The 18,070-nt window shown below is 37.8% G+C and carries 15 protein-coding genes; 9 read left to right on the top strand and 6 right to left on the bottom strand.

The window, feature by feature from the left end; translation table 11 throughout:
• The first annotated feature begins 536 nt into the window (after nucleotides 1-536).
• Complete coding sequence (locus tag AS4_RS06970; RefSeq protein WP_034617569.1) at nucleotides 537-2,114, top strand: sensor domain-containing diguanylate cyclase; 1,578 nt, start codon at nucleotides 537-539, stop codon at nucleotides 2,112-2,114.
• Nucleotides 2,115-2,369: 255 nt separating this feature from the next.
• Here AS4_RS06970 and AS4_RS06975 read toward each other — a convergent pair whose 3' ends face one another.
• Nucleotides 2,370-3,005: a TetR/AcrR family transcriptional regulator gene (locus AS4_RS06975; RefSeq protein WP_096733654.1), complete on the bottom strand. Its 636-nt coding sequence runs from the start codon at nucleotides 3,003-3,005 to the stop codon at nucleotides 2,370-2,372.
• Between the two features lie 110 nt (nucleotides 3,006-3,115).
• Here AS4_RS06975 and AS4_RS06980 point away from each other — a divergent pair, with 110 nt between their 5' ends.
• The gene (locus tag AS4_RS06980; RefSeq protein WP_096733655.1) at nucleotides 3,116-4,636 is read left to right on the top strand and encodes a flavin-containing monooxygenase; all 1,521 of its coding nucleotides are present in this window, start codon (nucleotides 3,116-3,118) and stop codon (nucleotides 4,634-4,636) included.
• A gap of 121 nt (nucleotides 4,637-4,757) precedes the next feature.
• Nucleotides 4,758-5,594: an SDR family oxidoreductase gene (locus tag AS4_RS06985; protein ID WP_096733656.1), complete on the top strand. Its 837-nt coding sequence runs from the start codon at nucleotides 4,758-4,760 to the stop codon at nucleotides 5,592-5,594.
• A gap of 187 nt (nucleotides 5,595-5,781) precedes the next feature.
• On the opposite strand, the gene AS4_RS06990 is transcribed toward AS4_RS06985, so the two are convergent.
• Together AS4_RS06990 and AS4_RS06995 are read right to left on the bottom strand one after the other, a co-directional pair.
• Nucleotides 5,782-6,405: a LysE family translocator gene (locus AS4_RS06990; protein ID WP_096733657.1), complete on the bottom strand. Its 624-nt coding sequence runs from the start codon at nucleotides 6,403-6,405 to the stop codon at nucleotides 5,782-5,784.
• Nucleotides 6,406-6,415: 10 nt separating this feature from the next.
• Nucleotides 6,416-6,991 (bottom strand): PilZ domain-containing protein, encoded by a 576-nt coding sequence (locus tag AS4_RS06995; protein ID WP_034613173.1) that lies wholly within the window; start codon nucleotides 6,989-6,991, stop codon nucleotides 6,416-6,418.
• Between the two features lie 23 nt (nucleotides 6,992-7,014).
• On the opposite strand from AS4_RS06995, the gene AS4_RS07000 reads away from it, so the two are divergent.
• From AS4_RS07000 to AS4_RS07010, 3 genes are all read left to right on the top strand, one after another.
• Nucleotides 7,015-8,250, top strand: a complete 1,236-nt coding sequence (locus AS4_RS07000) for a lipoprotein-releasing ABC transporter permease subunit (RefSeq protein WP_004721775.1) — start codon at nucleotides 7,015-7,017, stop codon at nucleotides 8,248-8,250.
• Nucleotides 8,243-8,941, top strand: coding sequence for a lipoprotein-releasing ABC transporter ATP-binding protein LolD (gene lolD / locus AS4_RS07005; RefSeq protein ID WP_096733658.1), 699 nt, complete (start codon nucleotides 8,243-8,245; stop codon nucleotides 8,939-8,941). The genes AS4_RS07000 and lolD overlap by 8 nt, the downstream gene beginning before the upstream one ends.
• Before the next feature lie 120 nt (nucleotides 8,942-9,061).
• Nucleotides 9,062-11,530, top strand: a complete 2,469-nt coding sequence (locus AS4_RS07010; protein WP_227548136.1) for a DNA internalization-related competence protein ComEC/Rec2 — start codon at nucleotides 9,062-9,064, stop codon at nucleotides 11,528-11,530.
• Here the strand turns inward: AS4_RS07010 and AS4_RS07015 are convergent.
• Nucleotides 11,489-12,445 carry a lysophospholipid acyltransferase family protein gene (locus AS4_RS07015; protein ID WP_096733660.1) on the bottom strand — a complete coding sequence of 319 codons (957 nt, stop codon included), beginning with the start codon at nucleotides 12,443-12,445 and terminating at the stop codon, nucleotides 11,489-11,491. The genes AS4_RS07010 and AS4_RS07015 overlap by 42 nt on opposite strands.
• A 137-nt stretch (nucleotides 12,446-12,582) precedes the next feature.
• Here AS4_RS07015 and sppA point away from each other — a divergent pair, with 137 nt between their 5' ends.
• Together sppA and AS4_RS07025 are read left to right on the top strand one after the other, a co-directional pair.
• On the top strand, nucleotides 12,583-13,614 hold the full coding sequence (gene sppA, locus AS4_RS07020) for a signal peptide peptidase SppA (protein ID WP_034613188.1): 1,032 nt from the start codon (nucleotides 12,583-12,585) through the stop codon (nucleotides 13,612-13,614).
• A gap of 325 nt (nucleotides 13,615-13,939) precedes the next feature.
• Nucleotides 13,940-14,752 carry an alpha/beta fold hydrolase gene (locus AS4_RS07025; protein WP_167468935.1) on the top strand — a complete coding sequence of 271 codons (813 nt, stop codon included), beginning with the start codon at nucleotides 13,940-13,942 and terminating at the stop codon, nucleotides 14,750-14,752.
• A gap of 252 nt (nucleotides 14,753-15,004) precedes the next feature.
• Here AS4_RS07025 and purN read toward each other — a convergent pair whose 3' ends face one another.
• Nucleotides 15,005-15,637, bottom strand: coding sequence for a phosphoribosylglycinamide formyltransferase (gene purN / locus AS4_RS07030; RefSeq protein ID WP_096733662.1), 633 nt, complete (start codon nucleotides 15,635-15,637; stop codon nucleotides 15,005-15,007).
• A 9-nt stretch (nucleotides 15,638-15,646) separates the two neighbouring features.
• On the bottom strand, nucleotides 15,647-16,717 hold the full coding sequence (gene purM, locus AS4_RS07035; protein WP_004721761.1) for a phosphoribosylformylglycinamidine cyclo-ligase: 1,071 nt from the start codon (nucleotides 16,715-16,717) through the stop codon (nucleotides 15,647-15,649).
• Nucleotides 16,718-16,852: 135 nt separating this feature from the next.
• Here purM and cxpE point away from each other — a divergent pair, with 135 nt between their 5' ends.
• Nucleotides 16,853-18,055: a chloramphenicol efflux transporter CxpE gene (gene cxpE, locus AS4_RS07040; protein ID WP_004721760.1), complete on the top strand. Its 1,203-nt coding sequence runs from the start codon at nucleotides 16,853-16,855 to the stop codon at nucleotides 18,053-18,055.
• The last annotated feature ends 15 nt before the right edge of the window (nucleotides 18,056-18,070 follow it).

The following is an 18,070-nucleotide window of genomic DNA, read 5'->3' on the forward strand; positions in this document are numbered from 1 at the left end:
ACATCCATTGAGCAAAATAATTCTTATTCATGTGTCTTTTCTATTTGTTTTTCCCTAAATTTTTCTAGGGTGGAACAGTTAAAATAAACAAAGATAATAGTGTGATTTAAATCATTTTAAGCATTTCACTCAATAGAACATATGACTTTCGAAACACACTAAAATGATGTACAACTTCAAGCAATTCTTAGTTAGCCTCATGATATCTGTAGTGCCTATAGTAAAGGCATATAGCCATGGGGAAATAAAATAATACAGGTATTTTTCTGGTTTAATTTACAGCTTATTCAGTTTATTTTTATGAGGCAATATATTCGTCATTTGCACACTTTCGCATGGTTTATATACTGAGTTAAAGTCGCTAAAACACCATTGACCAAAGCCAGATGATTATCTTCAAGAAATTTTCTTAAAAATGATGTGAAGGGAAACCATTTAAAAATCATGAAAATAAATTAAACAATGGTAAAAATATTGTAGTAATACTAAGTAAAAAAGAATAAAATTCAATCAAATGCTGTTTTGCAAATGACCTCATGAAACTGAAAAAACTCATATTTTGTTTAAAGTTAAATCTGAGAAAACTTATTCTTTTTTTAGCAATATTCAGCATCGCCATTCTATTTATTGCTTCACTTTTCGTGAATTATTCTATTCAAAAAAAAGAACTATTAGATACTTCTCTTTCAGTAAATATGGAATATGCCACTAAGATTGCCCAAAAAACGGATTCTCAAATTCAGACTGTATTAAAGCAGTTAAATTATAGTGCCACTTTACTGGGGGATTCATTTAATGACGAGCAATTTAAACAGTCAGAAGTAGACCGACTTAAATTTCAATCGAATTACTTTGACAGTGTGATTATTTCAGATAAATACGGGCATGTACTGAATTATTCACCGTCAAAAATTGCCATTAATAAAAATGTGGTGAATACAACACTTGGGTTTAAACAATCCATTGAAACGCAAAACACGGTGATCACAAGCCCATATTACTCAATCAAAAACAATTTAATTGTTTTTATTTCACAGCCTATTTTTGATAAAAACAAAAAATATCTGGGCTTTATTGGTGGGGCAATTTATTTAAAAGAAAAAAATATCATTAATGAATTATTAACACTGAGCTTTAACTATAAAGACAGCTATATGTATGTATTGGATAGCAATAGAAAAATTATTTTTCATCCCGATGCGAGTCGAATCGGTACTCTTGCAACAGACAATACCGGCCTTAACTATATGTCTACTCATATGATTGGAAAAATAAGACTGATCAATAGTAAAGGGGTAGATAATTTAGCGGGTTTTGCCCGAGTAAGCCATACCAACTGGATCATTGTTTCGCAACAACCAACCCATAAGCTTTTAGAAAAAGTTCCGTATCTGATTTATAAAATTATTGCTTATATGCTTGGTTTTTATATTTTAATCTTTTTGATTATTTGGAAGATATCCTATTATATCTCAGCACCATTAAACCGCTTAGCAACCATGGCGAGTCATCTCAATAATCCAGAGACCGCAACTCAAATTAAAAATGTAGATGCCTTATATTATGAGGTGAGAAATTTTAAACGCTCACTGTTACAGAGCTCTTCAAATTTTAAGAAAAAAATCTCCACACTTAATCATTATGTAAATACAGATCCGTTAACAGGATTTTATAACCGTAGAGGGATGGAGTTGCATATTGAACGTTTAATGAAAAATGATGCACCGTTTGCAATTATCGCCGTAGATATCGATTATTTTAAAAAAATTAATGACCAATATGGACATGAAAAAGGCGACTTAGTCCTGACCAAGACTGCACAAAATATTAAAGATTGTGTCAGAAGTATTGATGTTTGTTGTCGGATTGGTGGGGAAGAATTTGTGATTCTAAGCCCTATCGATAGCCAAAATTTAACCATTAATATTGCAGAACGGATTCGGCAGGCATTAGAAGTAACGCCAATCGGAGAAATACCTGCGATTACCGTGTCGATAGGAATAGCGCATTGGCCTGAAATTTCTACCGACATCCATAAGGTGTTTAAAGCTGCTGATGAATATTTATATCTGGCAAAAAAAGATGGGCGTAATTGTATTCGTTATAAAAAATAGCATTTAAAAATGCAAACTTATCTTCAATATGATTGTATGTTTTTCTCTTTAAAAAACTGTCCATAACATAGATTATGGACAGTTTTTAAGTAAATTAAAGTATTATTTCAATCTTAGGATAAAAAGTGAAAAACTGTGTTGAGGCTATATCTCCGTCCAAGGGTGACATTCATGTCTTCACAAAATAACCATAACCCGTAGGATTGAATGAGATAAAGAAAACAGTTTAATTTATATTCTGTTGATTGCTATAAATCAGGCTGATGCCTTAGCAACTCCGCCAATGATTAATTCAATAATCGAATCGCCATAGTTTTTTAAACCTTTAAGATCTTCAGGGTTGGCTAAAAAGCGTAAAGCCCCATTGGTAATCATCCCAATGATATTATGCCCCGTATTTTCACAATCTAAATTCTCACGAAAAAAGCCAGAATCTACCCCATGCTTTAAATAGTTGGCAGTAAAAATACCCGCCATTTGCATCAAGTTTTGAATAAATCTGGTCATTTCAGCATCTATCGAGGTTGCTTCAAGTAATAATAATTTTAGAGTTAGAGGATTCTCTTGTGCAAAAAGACGGAAGCGTTCAGAAATTCGCTGACATTGTTCACGGTACTCTTCAATATTATTCACTGCTTGAGGTGCATTTTCACCAGTAAGCAACGCCATGATTTTTTGCATGGTATCAGAAATAACATGCTGCAAGATATCGCGTTTATTTTCAAAATGGCGATAAAAAGTACCATGACCAATGCCTAAGCGTTTGGCTATATCTGAAATTGCTGTTTGATGGTATCCACGCTCAGAAAATTCTAAAAACGCAGCTTCTAAAATATCAGCTTGTAATTGGATACGTTGACGTTCTGCACGAGTTAAAGTTGGTTCATTCATAGGCAAAGAATACCAAATAAATATTCAAAATTGTTAAACAATGGAAATTGACAAGTCATTCCGTTTTTGACATTGTATTCCTATTGTTTATATTCTAAGCGATTTTCAACATGGAACAAATGAAAAAAAGTACCAAAGATAAAAACTTTTATAAAGTGATTATCGTAGGTGGTGGTTTTGCTGGTCTAGGTGCTGCGATCAAATTAAAACAAGCAGGGATTGAAGATTTCATATTGCTGGAAAAGGCTGCTGAAATGGGCGGGGTCTGGCGTGAAAATACCTATCCGGGTTGTGCCTGTGATGTACCATCCGCGCTCTATTCATACTCTTTTGAACAAAACCCTGCATGGTCACGGGTCTTTGCACAGCAAAAAGAAATTAAACAATATTTATTTGATGTGGTCGATAAGTACAAGGTCATGCCACATGTGCATTTGAATCGTGAAGCTTTACAAGCACAGTGGTCCGATGTGGAAAATTGCTGGATTATTCAAACCAAACAGGGCGAGTTGCGTTCTCAATTTGCAATTCTTGCTTGTGGCCCTATGCATGAACCTGTATTGCCTGATGTTAAAGGTATTGAAACTTTTAAAGGGGAAATTTTCCATTCTTCACAATGGCGTCATGATTTGGACTTAACAGCTCAACGGGTTGCGGTGATCGGAACAGGTGCTTCGGCCATCCAGTTTGTTCCGCAGATTCAACCCCAAGTTAAACAACTGACGATCTTTCAACGTACTGCACAATGGATTTTGCCAAAGTCTGACATGCCATTACTTGCACCCGTTCGTGCCATGTTTAAGCTGTTACCACTGACTCAACAGCTGATGCGAGGCTCAGTCTATGGAATTTTTGAAACGATAAATGGTGGAATTCAAAGTCCTGCGGCTATGAAGCAATTTCAAAAATTAGCCAAATGGCATTTAAATTACCATATTAAAAACCCACAACTACGAGAAAAATTAACCCCCAATTTTATTATTGGTTGTAAACGTATTTTGCAATCTAACAATTGGTATCCTGCTTTAGCACAAAACAATGTAGAAGTGATTGCCAGCGGTTTATCTGAAATTAAAGGCAATACCTTAATTGCAAGTAATGGTGAACATTGTGAAGCTGACGTAATTATTCTGGGTACGGGGTTTGAAATTGCAGAACCGCCAATCGCCAATCGTGTCTATAACCGTTTTGGACAGCGTATGTCAGATGTTTGGCAGGGGAGTCCTGAGGGCTATATGGGGACAATGGTAGAAAATTGTCCAAACGGCTTTCTGATGTTTGGTCCAAATGTCGCTGTGAGTTCCTCAGCATTTATTATCATTGAAGCTCAGCTTGATTACATTATCGATGCTTTGAAACAGTCAATTCAATTGGGCATCAAGACCATTGAACCAAATCCCAAAATCACCAAAGTTTTTAATGAAAAAGTCCAAGCAGCTTTGCAAACCACAGTATGGAATAAGGGTGGATGTCAAAGCTATTTTATTGATCGCAATGGACGTAACAGTACAGTTTGGCCATGGTCAACCTATAAACTCCGAGAAAAGATGAAACATTTTAATTTAGCTGAGTATCTGATTGATCATCAAGCTGAACCAAGCACATGCTTAAAGCAAGAAGATGTTGTATGAAAAAGAGATTTTAACTTTCATCATATTCCAGTCTATAAAAGAGGCGTGTCCATAAAAGAGGCAAGCCTATAAAAGAGTATGGATGTGAAATTTACCAAGATTTTAAATAAAGGATAACGCAATGTTTAAAAAACAAAAATTAAAAGATAAAGTGATTGCGATTACTGGTGCCGCACGTGGTATTGGTTTAGCTACCGCGGAAGCTTTAATTGCACAAGGTGCAAAAGTCAGTATTGGTGATCTCGATTTAGCACTTGCTGAAAAAGAAGCACAACGTATTGGTGCCAAAGCTTTTAAAGTGGATGTGCGTGATCGTGAATCATTTGCTCAATTTATTCAAAACACCATTCAACATTATGGCAGTCTTTATGCTTTAGTGAATAATGCGGGGATTATGCCGATGGGGGCTTTTCTGGATGAAGATCCCGCTTTAGCAGATGCACAAATCGATATTAACTTTCGTGGTGTCATCATTGGTATGCAATTGGCACTTCCTGAATTGCTTAAATATAAACAAGGCCATATTGTCAATATCGCCTCACTTGCAGGGCGTTTTGCCTTACCAGGTTCTGCGGTTTATTCAGGGACTAAATTTGCTGTGATTGGTCTCACCGAAGCAGTTGCAGGTGAGTTTCGTGATTCTGCTATTCAGTTCACTGCAATTTTACCCAGTAAAGTGCTAACAGAGCTCACCGCTGGAACAGAAAATGCGGCAAAAACGATTCCAGCGGTGACACCACAGCAGGTTGCCGATGCAGTTGTGAGTGCTTTAATTAAGCCGCGGTTATTTATTGCGGTACCTGATTACTTGCAAACAGTACATAGTGCTTATGCTCTATTGCCGCAATGGGCGCAAACAGGTGCCCGTCGTATCTTGGGGGATGATGGTATTTTGACTAAGCTTGATCATTCTGCCCATTCAAGTTATGCCAAGCGAATTCATAAGTTGGCAGAATAATTGCTTATCAAAAAGAAACTTTTTAAATCAGTACATTCGACTCAAAGTAAATACTCCACTTTGAGTCGTTTTTTTATGGGTGTGGCTAAGATGGATATCATTGGATATACGTTGATACGTATTACTATATAGCTGGTTCGGCTACATCTTGTTGAAAACATTTAAATTTATATTAGGTTGTTTGGTTTTATCTTTTGGAGCTCAGCATGATTTGTGTTGCTAAGCCAAAAAATACCGTACCCATAAACCATTTTTGTACTTTTAGCCAAAGTGCATGACGATTTAAAAATTGGGTAAATGAACTGGCAGTAAAAATCAACAGCATGTTGACGAGTAGACTAATCACAATTTGCACAAAACCTAAACTCAGCGTTTGCACTAAAACATCGCCTTGGTGTGGTTTGATAAATTGTGGCAGTAAAGCCAAGTACATCATCGCAATTTTAGGATTGAGTAGATTGGTCAAAAAGCCCATCAAAAATAGTTTTGAATTAGAATAAGACTGTTGACTGGCAATCTCAAAAGGCGAGTGAGGAGAGCGAATTGCTTTCCAGCCAAGATAAATTAAGTAGAGTGCACCAGCAATTTTTAAAACATCGTATGCAATTGGAATGGTCATTAATAAAGCGGTGATCCCAAAAGCAGCACATAGCATATAAAATATAAAACCGAGCGCTGTGCCGCCCAATGAAACCATTCCCGCAGTTTTGCCCTGACACAAGGACCTTGAGATCAGGTAAATCATATTTGGGCCAGGGGTGAGTGCCATACCTAAGGCAATCAAGGCAAAAGCGAATAAAGTAGAGTCCATATGTGCAATATCAATTATTTTGTAGGGTGATGTTCTGTTGAATACATTCAGCCAGTTTGACTTTATCTTGTGGATGTAAAGTAATGAAGTAAGCACCTACACGATATTGCTCATTATCAGCAGGTTCTGAGTACGCAATTTGTGCAGTTGCTGCAATATGGAAGAAATTTTCAGGATGACTCAGGGTGACATGAATAAAGCTACCTTGTTTCAGGTATTGTTGACTGGTAAAACTAAAGCCACTTTCAGAAAAATTGACTTTTTGTGGCGTTGGTAACATGGTTTGTACAATAGAATCGTAAAGAGAACCAGTAATAAGGTTTAACTTTTGGTTGAATAAGGATAAGATTCGAGCAATTTGTTGATCTTTTTCATTTAATTGTTCTAATTCGTAGTGAAGTGCATGATCAAATTGATCTAATTCTGCAAGTAGTAGAAAATAGCGCGGTAATACAAAATTAGCATCATATGGATCGTTCAGCGCAACTTCTTCAGAAATGATTTGATAGTTGATCCTTAACGCAGCATCGATTCGTGACATGACACGACGTTCATTTGCTTCATTTTGATGCTGTAACGCTTCCATAAAACACCTCGGACTAGAATGGTATGTTTAAACCAATCTCGCTGTATATAGGGTTGAGATACACTCGCGCACGGCGTAGTAATCACTTTATTTCTTTTATCGCTTTGGTTTCCATGATCGGTCTAACCTTAGGGGTTGCTGTACTGATTACAGTTTTATCTGTTATGAATGGTTTTGACCGAGAGTTAAAGAACCGTGTTTTAGGTATGATACCTCAAGCCACTGTTTCTTCAACACAAATTCTAACAGACTGGCCTGTGCTTGCAAAGAAAATTGAACAACATAAGCATGTAACTGGTGTTGCTCCATTTACACAACTACAAGGTATGCTTACCGCACAAGGACAAGTCGCTGGGATCATGGTGACCGGTATTGAACCTCAATATGAAAAGAAGGTTTCAATTATCCAAAATCATATGGTGGAAGGTAGCATAGATCAACTAAAAAAAGGTGAATATGGCATTGTTCTAGGCAAACAAATGACTGATGCGTTAGGCCTTGGTCTAAATGACAATGTTACCTTGGTTTTACCTGAAGCAACTCCTTCGCCAGCAGGCGTTGTACCCCGTTTTAAACGTTTTAAAATTGTCGGTATTTTTAGTATTGGTGCGGAAGTTGATTCGAGTTTAGGTTACATCGCACTCAATGATGCATCTACGCTATTACGTCTACCTGATGGTGCACAAGGTGTGCGTATGAAATTGGATGATATTTTCCAAGCGCCACAGGTTGCCAATGAAATTGTTCGTGAGTTACCGAGCGGTTTCTATGCCTCAGATTGGACCTATACGCATGGTAATTTATTCAGCGCAATCCAAATGGAAAAGGCAATGGTCAGTCTATTGTTATTCCTCATCGTGCTTGTTGCTGCGTTTAATATTGTGTCTTCATTGGTCATGGTTGTGACGGATAAAAAATCAGATATCGCGATTCTAAGAACATTAGGCGCGTCACCAGCAACAATTACCCGCATTTTTATGGTGCAAGGGACTGTGATTGGTGTGGTTGGAACGGTTGCTGGTGCAATTTTGGGGATTATCTCTGCATTAGGAATCAGTAACTTTATTGGCTGGTTGAATACTGCATTTGGATTACATTTATTCGATGCCTATTTTATCAACTACTTACCTTCTTATTTAAGATGGCAAGATGTAGTGGTGATTGTCAGCTTGTCTTTGGGCCTAAGCTTTATTGCAACCATTTATCCTGCATTGCGAGCAGCTAAAATTCAACCTGCAGAGGCGCTTCGTTATGAATAGTGCTACACAAAGTCCAGTGGTTTTAGAGGCACAAAATATCTATAAGTCGTTTACGGATGGTAAGTCGCATGTAGACGTGATTACAGGTTTATCTTTGCAAGTCGCGCAAGGTGAGTTTGTCTCTATCGTGGGTTCAAGTGGTTCAGGTAAAAGCACACTCTTACATATTTTGGGCGGACTTGATCGTCCTACCCAAGGTCTTGTCAATTTAAATGGCAGACGTTTTGATAACTTAGGTGAAGCTGAACGCGGCTTTTTACGCAATGAACATTTAGGTTTTGTTTATCAGTTTCATCATTTATTGCCTGAATTTACTGCGCTTGAAAATGTCGCGATGCCGTTGATGTTAAGAAAAGATGCCGAATATAAAAAGGTTAAAGAACGTGCTGAATATTTGCTTGAACGGGTTGGATTATCACATCGTTTAACGCATCAACCTGGTGAGCTATCGGGGGGTGAACGTCAACGTGTGGCTTTAGCACGAGCCTTGGTCACACAACCGAAGTTGATGTTAGCCGATGAGCCGACAGGGAATTTGGATCGGAAAACAGCAAAATCTATTTTTGAATTACTGCGTGATTTGCGTGAGGAATTTAATATGGCTATGTTGATTGTGACGCATGATGAGCAACTGGCAAAATCAGCTGATAGAATCCTACATATGCAAGATGGTATCTGGATCGATGGTTAAGTCAGCATTTATTTTGATGATATCATGCTGAATTGATGTATAATTTTTAGACTTAAGCCCAATCTGATTGGGCTTAATCAATAAATAAACACTGAAAACAATAAATAGAAAACTATGTATATGTACATTGCTTTAATCGGATGGATATTGGGTATCTCGTTTATGGGATATTATTCACCCGCTTATTTAAATCTCTTGATTTGGATCAGCTTAGCATTAAGCCTAGTGTTATGTGTAGGTCGATGCTTAAACTATAGCTTGATCAATTCTGTTGTATTTAAGTTGGTTTCTCTCAGTGTTGTGGGGATATCAAGTGGTCTCCTTGGTTTTTATTATGCAGATTCCGCACTCGAAAAAAGATTAAGTTTACGTGATACACCACCTCATCAAATTGAAAAAATTATTTATATTTCTAACATAAATAGCATTAAGCAAACAGACTCATCCTCCAATACTCAATTGCCAAAAGCTCAACAGCGTATCCAACAAAAAGTATTGCTACTCGAACCCAACAAAGTCAGACAAATGTTGATGTATCTGGATGGTTCACAGTCTGAAATGATCCAGCTGGGACAATATTATCGGGTTACAGGGCATATCAAACCGATTCATGGTTATGCTGTAGCTGGGGTGTTTGATAAAGAAAAATGGTTTCTACAAGAAAATATTCTGGCTGTATTCAAGCCCCAGTCAGTTGAACATATCGATGAAAATCAAGTGAAGCAATTGGGCTATAGCAGCTTTGTTGAGCAACAAAATAGCGTGCGATATAGAATTCAACTTAGTATCGAGAACTTACGTTTAAAGTTTCGCGATTTAATTGCCGATTCTTTATTAAAAAATAAGGGTTTAGTCCTCGCATTATTGACAGGGGATGAAAGTCTCTTGGCAAATGAAACTCAAGACCTGTTTAAGAGCATGGGTATTTCCCATTTACTTGCAATCTCTGGGCCGCACGTATTAATTTTTGCAACATTGTTTTGCTTTCTATTTAATTCAATCATTAAAAAAGTTTATCCACAGATTTTTTTGAATATTCCACAACCTTATTTATTGGTTTATCCATTTTTAGCCTGTGTGGTGTTTTATAGTGCTTTTGTTGGTTTTGAAATTCCTGCATTAAGAACCATGCTAACAGTCTCAATCCTAAGCGTTATTATTTTATTCAAGCAAAAAATTCAACCACTTAAACATTTATTATTGACCGCTAGTATTTTATTGCTGCTTGATCCTTTTAGTATCTTATCTTCTGCTTTCTGGCTGTCCTTTGGTTCATGTTTTATTTTGATTCGCGTCTATCAAACGGTTCAACAACATGCTCTCCCAACTGTAGAGACATGGAAGACCAAGACCAAGCTATTTATACGGGTATTAATTGATTCACAATGGAAAATATTTATTGCATTACTGCCAATGGTGCTGTGGATTTTTCAACAATTTTCGTGGATTACACCTTTGAGCAATTTGCTTGCAATTCCAATGATCGGTGCACTGATTGTCCCCATTGAAGTGTTGGCCGCATGTATAAGTATGCTATTTGAACCTTTGGGATTATGGCTTTTCACGATTTCTGATCTTTTATTGTCTATGTTGCTGTACCTACTGGAAAGATTAGATCAGCTACTCAATTTTAAATTGAATTGGTGGGCATTTAATTCTCTAGAAATCGTTTGCATTGCTTTGGCTGTGTTTATTTTATTTTTGCCCAAAGGTGTGCTGCCAAAATTTTGGGCAATACTCTGTTTAATCCCCTTAGTGATCTCGCATAAGAGTTCTGCAATATTTCAACTGGATATCATAGATGTTGGGCAAGGGCAGGCTATTTTTTTAAACCTACCCCAACATAAAATGCTGATTGATACAGGCGGTTCATTTGATGAAGCAAGATTTAGTATCGGCAAAAATGTCATCATTCCATATCTGATGCGACAAGGGATTGCCCAATTGGATCAGGTGGTTTTGACGCATTTAGATCAAGACCATAGTGGTGCATTTGCAGAAATAGAGAAAGTGATCAAAATGAACAAAGTCTATTCAAATGAAACAGATGCACGTTTTAACCTGTATGACTTTGACTATTGCCATCAAGGACAATATTGGCAATATGAAGATGTTCGAATTTCAGTTTTGGCACCTGATAAAAATAGCCTAAGTAAAGCTGCCTATGATCGAAATGAACTGTCTTGTGTGATCTATATCCAAGTCCCTCAGTCAAAGTCATATCAAAACTTTTTATTGATGGGGGATGCAGGATGGGAAACAGAATTTAAGCTGTTAACACAATATCCCGATTTAAAGGTCGATGTCTTAGTACTGGGTCATCATGGCAGTAAAAATAGTTCTTCTTATGCCTTTTTAAAGCAGTTACAACCTAAACTTGCGATTGTATCGGCTGGATATGCCAACCGTTATGGCCATCCACATCCGATTGTATTGAAACGGTTAGAGGTGTTGAACATTCCAGTCAAAACCACGATTGAACAAGGTTCTATTCAATTTAAGCTAAATCCGCAAGGGCAGATGGAGGTGACCGGTTATCGCCAAACTTTAAAGTGGCTCACTTTCCGTAATCGCATCATTGCGGACTGAAGTGACCATTTCCATCGCTTCTTTATTGGGTACATTATAAATTTGTTTAAGTTTTGGATGAGCTTTAAAGCGTTTATAACTCCAGTGGTAGTGTTCTGGATATTGGCAGATTAATTTTTCCAGCGCAGTGTAAATGATATGTGTGCCTTGATTGGCATCCACCTGATAGATATTTTCATCAATCGGCTGAACCACCATATCAAAACCTTGATTGTCGTTTCGGATTGCATATAAGAAAAGTGCTTTGGATTTGGTTTTTTGGATTAGTTTGGCACTTAAATTACTCGAAGAGAGTGGAATCCCAAAATATTCAATCAGTTCTCCACCTTGGTGAGGTGAATGGTCAGGCAAAATCACAGTTGTACCACCTTGTTTTAACGCCTTAAATATTTGTCGTACCCCAGACTCATCTGTTGGAACCAATGTGGCATTTTCACGACTTCGTGCTGCACGTACAAAACGATCCGCACTTTCATCCTTAATCGGTTCATACATAATGGTCATTTGGGTATATTGGGCAAACCATGCATTCATAATTTCCCATGTACCGAAATGAGGCACGATCAATACCAGCCCTTTTTTTTCAGCAATGGCCTCATGAAAATAGTGTTCACCTTCAACATGATGAATACGATCGATATTTTTTTGATTGGAACTACCCCAAACCGTAAAGAACTCCATATAAGATTGGAGTTCGTTACGAATCGCCTGTTCTGTAATTTTCTCGCGTTTAGGTTTGTCAAGATCTGGAAAACAAATTTCAATATTTAGACGAATGGTTTCAGATGTTTTTGTGATATGTAATAAATTGACCAGTCCTGCCAAAATACGCGCGATAAAACGCGCGATTGGGATCGGCAGTCGGCTGAAAAAATTGAGGAGTCGCGAAGTTGTAGTCTTATGTTTATCAGTCATCTGGATCTAAAATTAATGCAGAAGTTAAGTAATGGTGAGATTTAGCAAATTATTATAAGTTAAATCGTAATGATTAAATAGATTATACGGATTCCGTGTATATAATGAAGCATGAATAATTAATTTGGATGGTATAAATGTCAGATTGGCCGCCGAAACCTCAAAATGACAATACAAATTTGAATTCCTCTGCGGGTCAACAGCCTACAGGTCAGGAATGGAAGATCTTAGAGAAAGCTGTGCTTGCTTCAGTTGAAGAGCAACGTCGTACTCGTCGTTGGGGGATCTTCTTTAAAATACTCACTTTTCTTTATATTCTGTTTGTCTTAGTTGCACTGGGTAAGAGTTGTTCATTATCTGGTTCAGATGATGCAACAATAACCTCAGAGAATCATTTAGGCGTGGTCAATATTGTTGGTACGATTGATTCAAGCAGTCAAGGCGTAAATAGTACTGATACGATTAAATCATTAAAGAAAGCCTTTGAAGCAAAGTCTGCCAAAGCTGTTGTATTGAATGTGAATTCACCTGGTGGATCACCGGTTCAGTCTGATGATATTTGGCAAGAGATTCAGTATCTTAAAAAACAGAATCCAGAGAAAAAAGTCTATGCTGTGATTGGTGATATGGGTGCTTCAGGTGCGTACTATATTGCATCAGCAGCAGATGAAATTTGGGTAAATCCATCGAGTTTGGTGGGGTCAATCGGTGTAATTATGCCGAACTATGGTGTAAATGGTTTAGCCCAAAAATTAGGTGTTGAAGACCGTACCATGACTTCGGGAAGTAATAAAGACATACTCAGTATGACCAAGCCGATTAATCCAGAACAACGTGCGCATATTCAAGCTTTATTGGACAATGTTCATGATCACTTTATCGATGCTGTGAAAAAAGGCCGTGGTGAAAAGCTGAAATCGAAAGATCCAGCGATCTTCTCTGGCTTATTTTGGACAGGTGACCAAGCCATTAAATTGGGTATCGCAGATAAAGCAGGAAATATCGAAACATTGAAACGCGAACTAAAAGTGAAAAAGACAGTCAATTATACAGTTGAGCGTAGCCCATTTGACTCCGTTCTAGGCCGTTTAGGTTCAGAAATGGGGAATGGCTTAGGTGAAGCTGTGAGCCAAAAACTTGGTATGAACCAAGATGTGAAAATGCAATAGTCTAGGTTTTATGGATCAGTAAACAGTAATATAGTGGTAGCATTGCTGTTTACTGATCCAACCTGTATGAAGTAAAAACAAAGTGTATGAAAAAAAAGAAAAATGAAAAATTAAGCCAAGCACAATCTTAAAGCGCTATTTTCTTGTTAGCTTAAGCCTTTATAACTGCTTTAAACCTGTTTAATTCATTTGAGTGGCATTACTAAGTGCAAAACAAGAGCACGGAGTTCACTTAAAATGTTTAACTGAATCCTATTTATCAGCTACAGTATTTTCAATTCATCATATTTAGAGTGTAAAGCAAGACATGGTTAGCCTATCTCACATGAAACCTGTTATTCATTTTGCCCATGCCAATGGTGTGCCATCTCCAGTCTATACCAAACTGTTTGATTTACTGAAAGATCAATATGATGTGATTTATGTTTCTCTGTTAGGTACAGATCAACGTTATCCGATTGATAGCAATTGGTCGAATTTTGCAGATCAAGTGATTGATAGTATTGTGCAACAGTCTAATGGACGTAAAGTAATTGGTTTAGGCCATTCATTAGGCGCTGTGGCAACCTTTTTGGCTTCATTTAAGCGCCCAGATTTATTTGAACAAGCAATTTTATTGGATCCTCCTTTGATTATGGGGACAGCCTCCTTGGTTTTTAATCTTGCAAAGAAATTTTATCCTCAAAAAATCGATGCAATGACACCAGCGCATCTCAGCATACGCCGTCGAGATCATTGGGAATCACGTCAACAAGCCGCAGAGTTGTTACGTCCAAAGGGGTTTTATCAGCATTTTGATGCAGATTGCTTTCAGGCTTATATCGATTATGCGCTAACAGAAGACCATGTTCGTGGTGGCGTAACTTTAACTATTCCTAAAGATGTTGAAGTTGCAATTTTTAGAACAGGTCCTTCTTATTGGTGGTTACCGCATCCACAGCCACAAGTTCCTGTAAATTTGGTGATTGGTTCAGAGAGTCCTTTTTTAAAACGTAAATTTCCACAAATTGCCAAAAAGAAATTTAATATTCCTTTTACCCTGACGGCTGGAGGACATATGTTTCCTTTGGAACATCCAGTTGAAACAGTTGAATTAATTAAAAAGCTGATTCAACAGAATTTATCTAATACCCATTAATCAGTCGTTGAATGAGTGGCAGGTTGTACCTCTCGCTAAATAAAGGTTTTTTATTAGGACCTATCGCTAAAAAGTCAGCTGTTTTTCCCATAAATTGATTCAAATCTTTTTATGTCAAACGCAGCAGTTCAAGCGACTGTGCTGCTATAAACCTATTGTTATATAAGGTTACTGCACAAAAAATTTCGTTTAGCCATAAAAAATGCATCCGAGGATGCATTTTTTTCGACAGTATTTTAAATCAAGCAATACTTAAAGCTGGCAAAATTGAATTGGCTGTTTAAGTGCTTGTCCCTTATATAAAACCTGACCATTTTCCAAGTGTTGAATGGTGCCGTTACAGATCCACTCAACTGCTTGAGGATAAATTAAATGCTCAAGTACATGTACACGTGCTGCAAGGGATTGCACATTATCATGTAGATCGACTGTTAAAACACCCTGAGTTAACGCTTGTCCAGCATCTAGCTCAGCAGTGACATAATGCACAGTACACCCGTGTAAAACATCACCGGTATTTAAAACACGTTGATGTGTATGCATGCCTTTGTAATAGGGCAATAGTGAAGGGTGGATGTTGACCATTTTCCCTTCCCATGCTTGGACAAATTTGGCACTGAGAATACGCATAAAACCAGCGAGAATGACTAAATCAACATCCCAATCCAGTAATTGTTGATGCATGACAGCATCAAAAGTTTCACGATCAGGATAGTGTTTATGCTCAATCACCGTGGTTGCAATGCCTGCTTTTGCAGCGCGTTCTAAGGCAAATGCTTTAGGTTTATTGGAAATGACCCCCACGATTTGCCCTGAAAGATTGGCATCAATCAAGGCTTGAAGGTTACTTCCACTGCCTGAGACAAGTACAGCAATTTTAATCATGTGAGAGACTTATGCAAAAATCACACGAATTTTTTCATCTGCGCCTTCAATAGAAGCCGCATTTTCTTGAATATGACCAATTGTCCATGCTTTTTCGCCTTGAGCAGTCAAAACTTCAATAGTTTTGTCAGCATCAGCAGCATCAACTGCGATGACCATACCCACACCACAGTTAAATGTACGGTACATTTCAAATTGTTCTACAGCACCTTCACGTTGTAAAAGTTTGAACAATTCAGGCCATTGCCAAGACGATTCATTAATCACCGCTTGAGCACCATTTGGAAGTACACGAGGTAAATTACCAGGTAAACCGCCGCCTGTGATGTGTGCCATTGCATGGACATCAACTTGTTTGCACAGTTCAAGCACTGGTTTTACATAAATACGTGTTGGTTCCATTGCAACATCAGCAAGCGGACGACCATCTACAATTTGAGTTAAATCGACGTTTTTCACGTCTAAGATTTTACGAAGTAAAGAATAACCGTTTGAGTGTGCACCAGAAGAGGCTAAGCCGATTAGAACATCACCTGCTTTTACTTTGGTACCATCAATGATTTTGCTTGCTTCAACTACACCCACAGAGAAGCCTGCGAGGTCATAGTCTTCACCTTCATACATTCCAGGCATTTCAGCAGTTTCACCACCGACCAATGCGCAGCCTGCAAGCTCACAACCTTTACCAATACCCGTCACAACATTTGCAGCAACATCAACATTTAAATGTCCAGTTGCGTAATAATCGAGGAAGAATAGAGGTTCAGCACCACATACAAGAAGATCGTTTACACACATTGCAACCAAGTCTTGACCAATCGTGTCATGACGATTTAAGTTCAATGCTAAACGTAATTTTGTACCGACACCATCTGTACCAGATACAAGAACAGGTTCTTCATAACCTTTAGGGATTCTGCAAAGTGCGCCGAAGCCGCCTAAACCACCCATTACTTCAGGGCGTGTTGTACGTTTAGCGACAGATTTGATTCGATCGACAAGTGCGTCGCCCGCTTCAATATCGACACCAGCGTCTTTATAGCTTAAACCAGTGTTTGGGGTAGAAGTTGAGTTGCTCATAATTGAAGTCTCCGCATTCGCGCGGGGATTATACCCGAATATACGAAACTCTTATGTTATTTCTGCACTAAAATGCTATCTTTATGAAAATATTTTCCCCTCCATAACGAATAAATTTGAAAAAGGCGTGATTCGATGCACGATCGGACTTTAAAACGAATTTTTATCCTTGCTGGAATTGCTTTAGTTTTATGGATTTTATATTTATTAAAACCTGTAGTGATTCCTTTTGTTGCGGCTTTTCTGGTTGCCTATTTATTTAGTCCAGTGGTGGATAAGCTGTCAAAAGTTTTACCAAGGTGGCTCTCTATTTCGGTGGTCTTTATTGGAATAGGCGTGTTACTGACTTGGGCAATATGGTTTGTTGTGCCCTTGGTTTGGAAACAATTAATTTATGCCCGTGACAGTATTCCTGCGGGAATACATTGGGTGAATTCTACTTTCCTACCGTGGTTATCCAACAATTTCAATGTTGAACATATGGAATTGGATACAGACCAAATTTCTAAAGTAGTGATGGAGTATGTTCAGACCAACTATAGTGCGGACAGTATCCAAGCGATGGCTTTAAAAATTGCCCAATCTGGACTGAGTTTTATTTCGATCGGCGGAACAATTGTTTTAATTCCAATTATTGCATTCTATTTCTTGCTTGATTGGAAGCGGATGTTGGAACACTTGAAAAGTTTTATTCCTCGTCAATATGAAAGCAATGTACTTAAAATTGTTGGTGAATGTCATAGTGTTTTGGGGGCTTTTGTCAAAGGACAGTTCCTTGTGATGATTTTATTGGGAATCGTCTATGCCGTAGGCTTGCAGTTGGTGGGTTTAGAGGTCGGATTAATTATTGGTATGATTGCGGGGCTGTGCAGTATCATTCCATATCTTGGCTTTGGTGTCGGAATTATTGCGGCAGTGATTGCTTGTTTTTTCCAGTTTGGTCTAGATCCAAAACATTTATTAATGGTTCTGGCCGTATTTGGTGTAGGGCAGCTCATCGAAGGATATATTCTTCAGCCGTTCTTATTGGGCGATAAAATTGGTTTATCTCCTGTAGCTGTGGTATTTGCAGTACTTGCGGGGGCTCAGTTGGGTGGTTTTGTGGGGATGTTGATCGCACTGCCAGTTGCAGCTGTTATCGTGGTTTTACTCAAGCATCTCAAAGATTTATATCAAGAAAGTCAGTTCTTTAAAGCAGAGGATACTTTAGTGACCATACAAAATAATGGCACTACTGAAACAATTTCAGTCGAAAGCGACAAAGTTGATCTTGATATTGAAGTTAAAAACACGCAAGATACTGATCAATCGATTAAAAATGATCAAAATCCACTTTAGGAATGATTTGAATAT

The sequence above is a fragment of the Acinetobacter guillouiae genome, from assembly GCF_002370525.2.
Taxonomy (GTDB): domain Bacteria; phylum Pseudomonadota; class Gammaproteobacteria; order Pseudomonadales; family Moraxellaceae; genus Acinetobacter; species Acinetobacter guillouiae.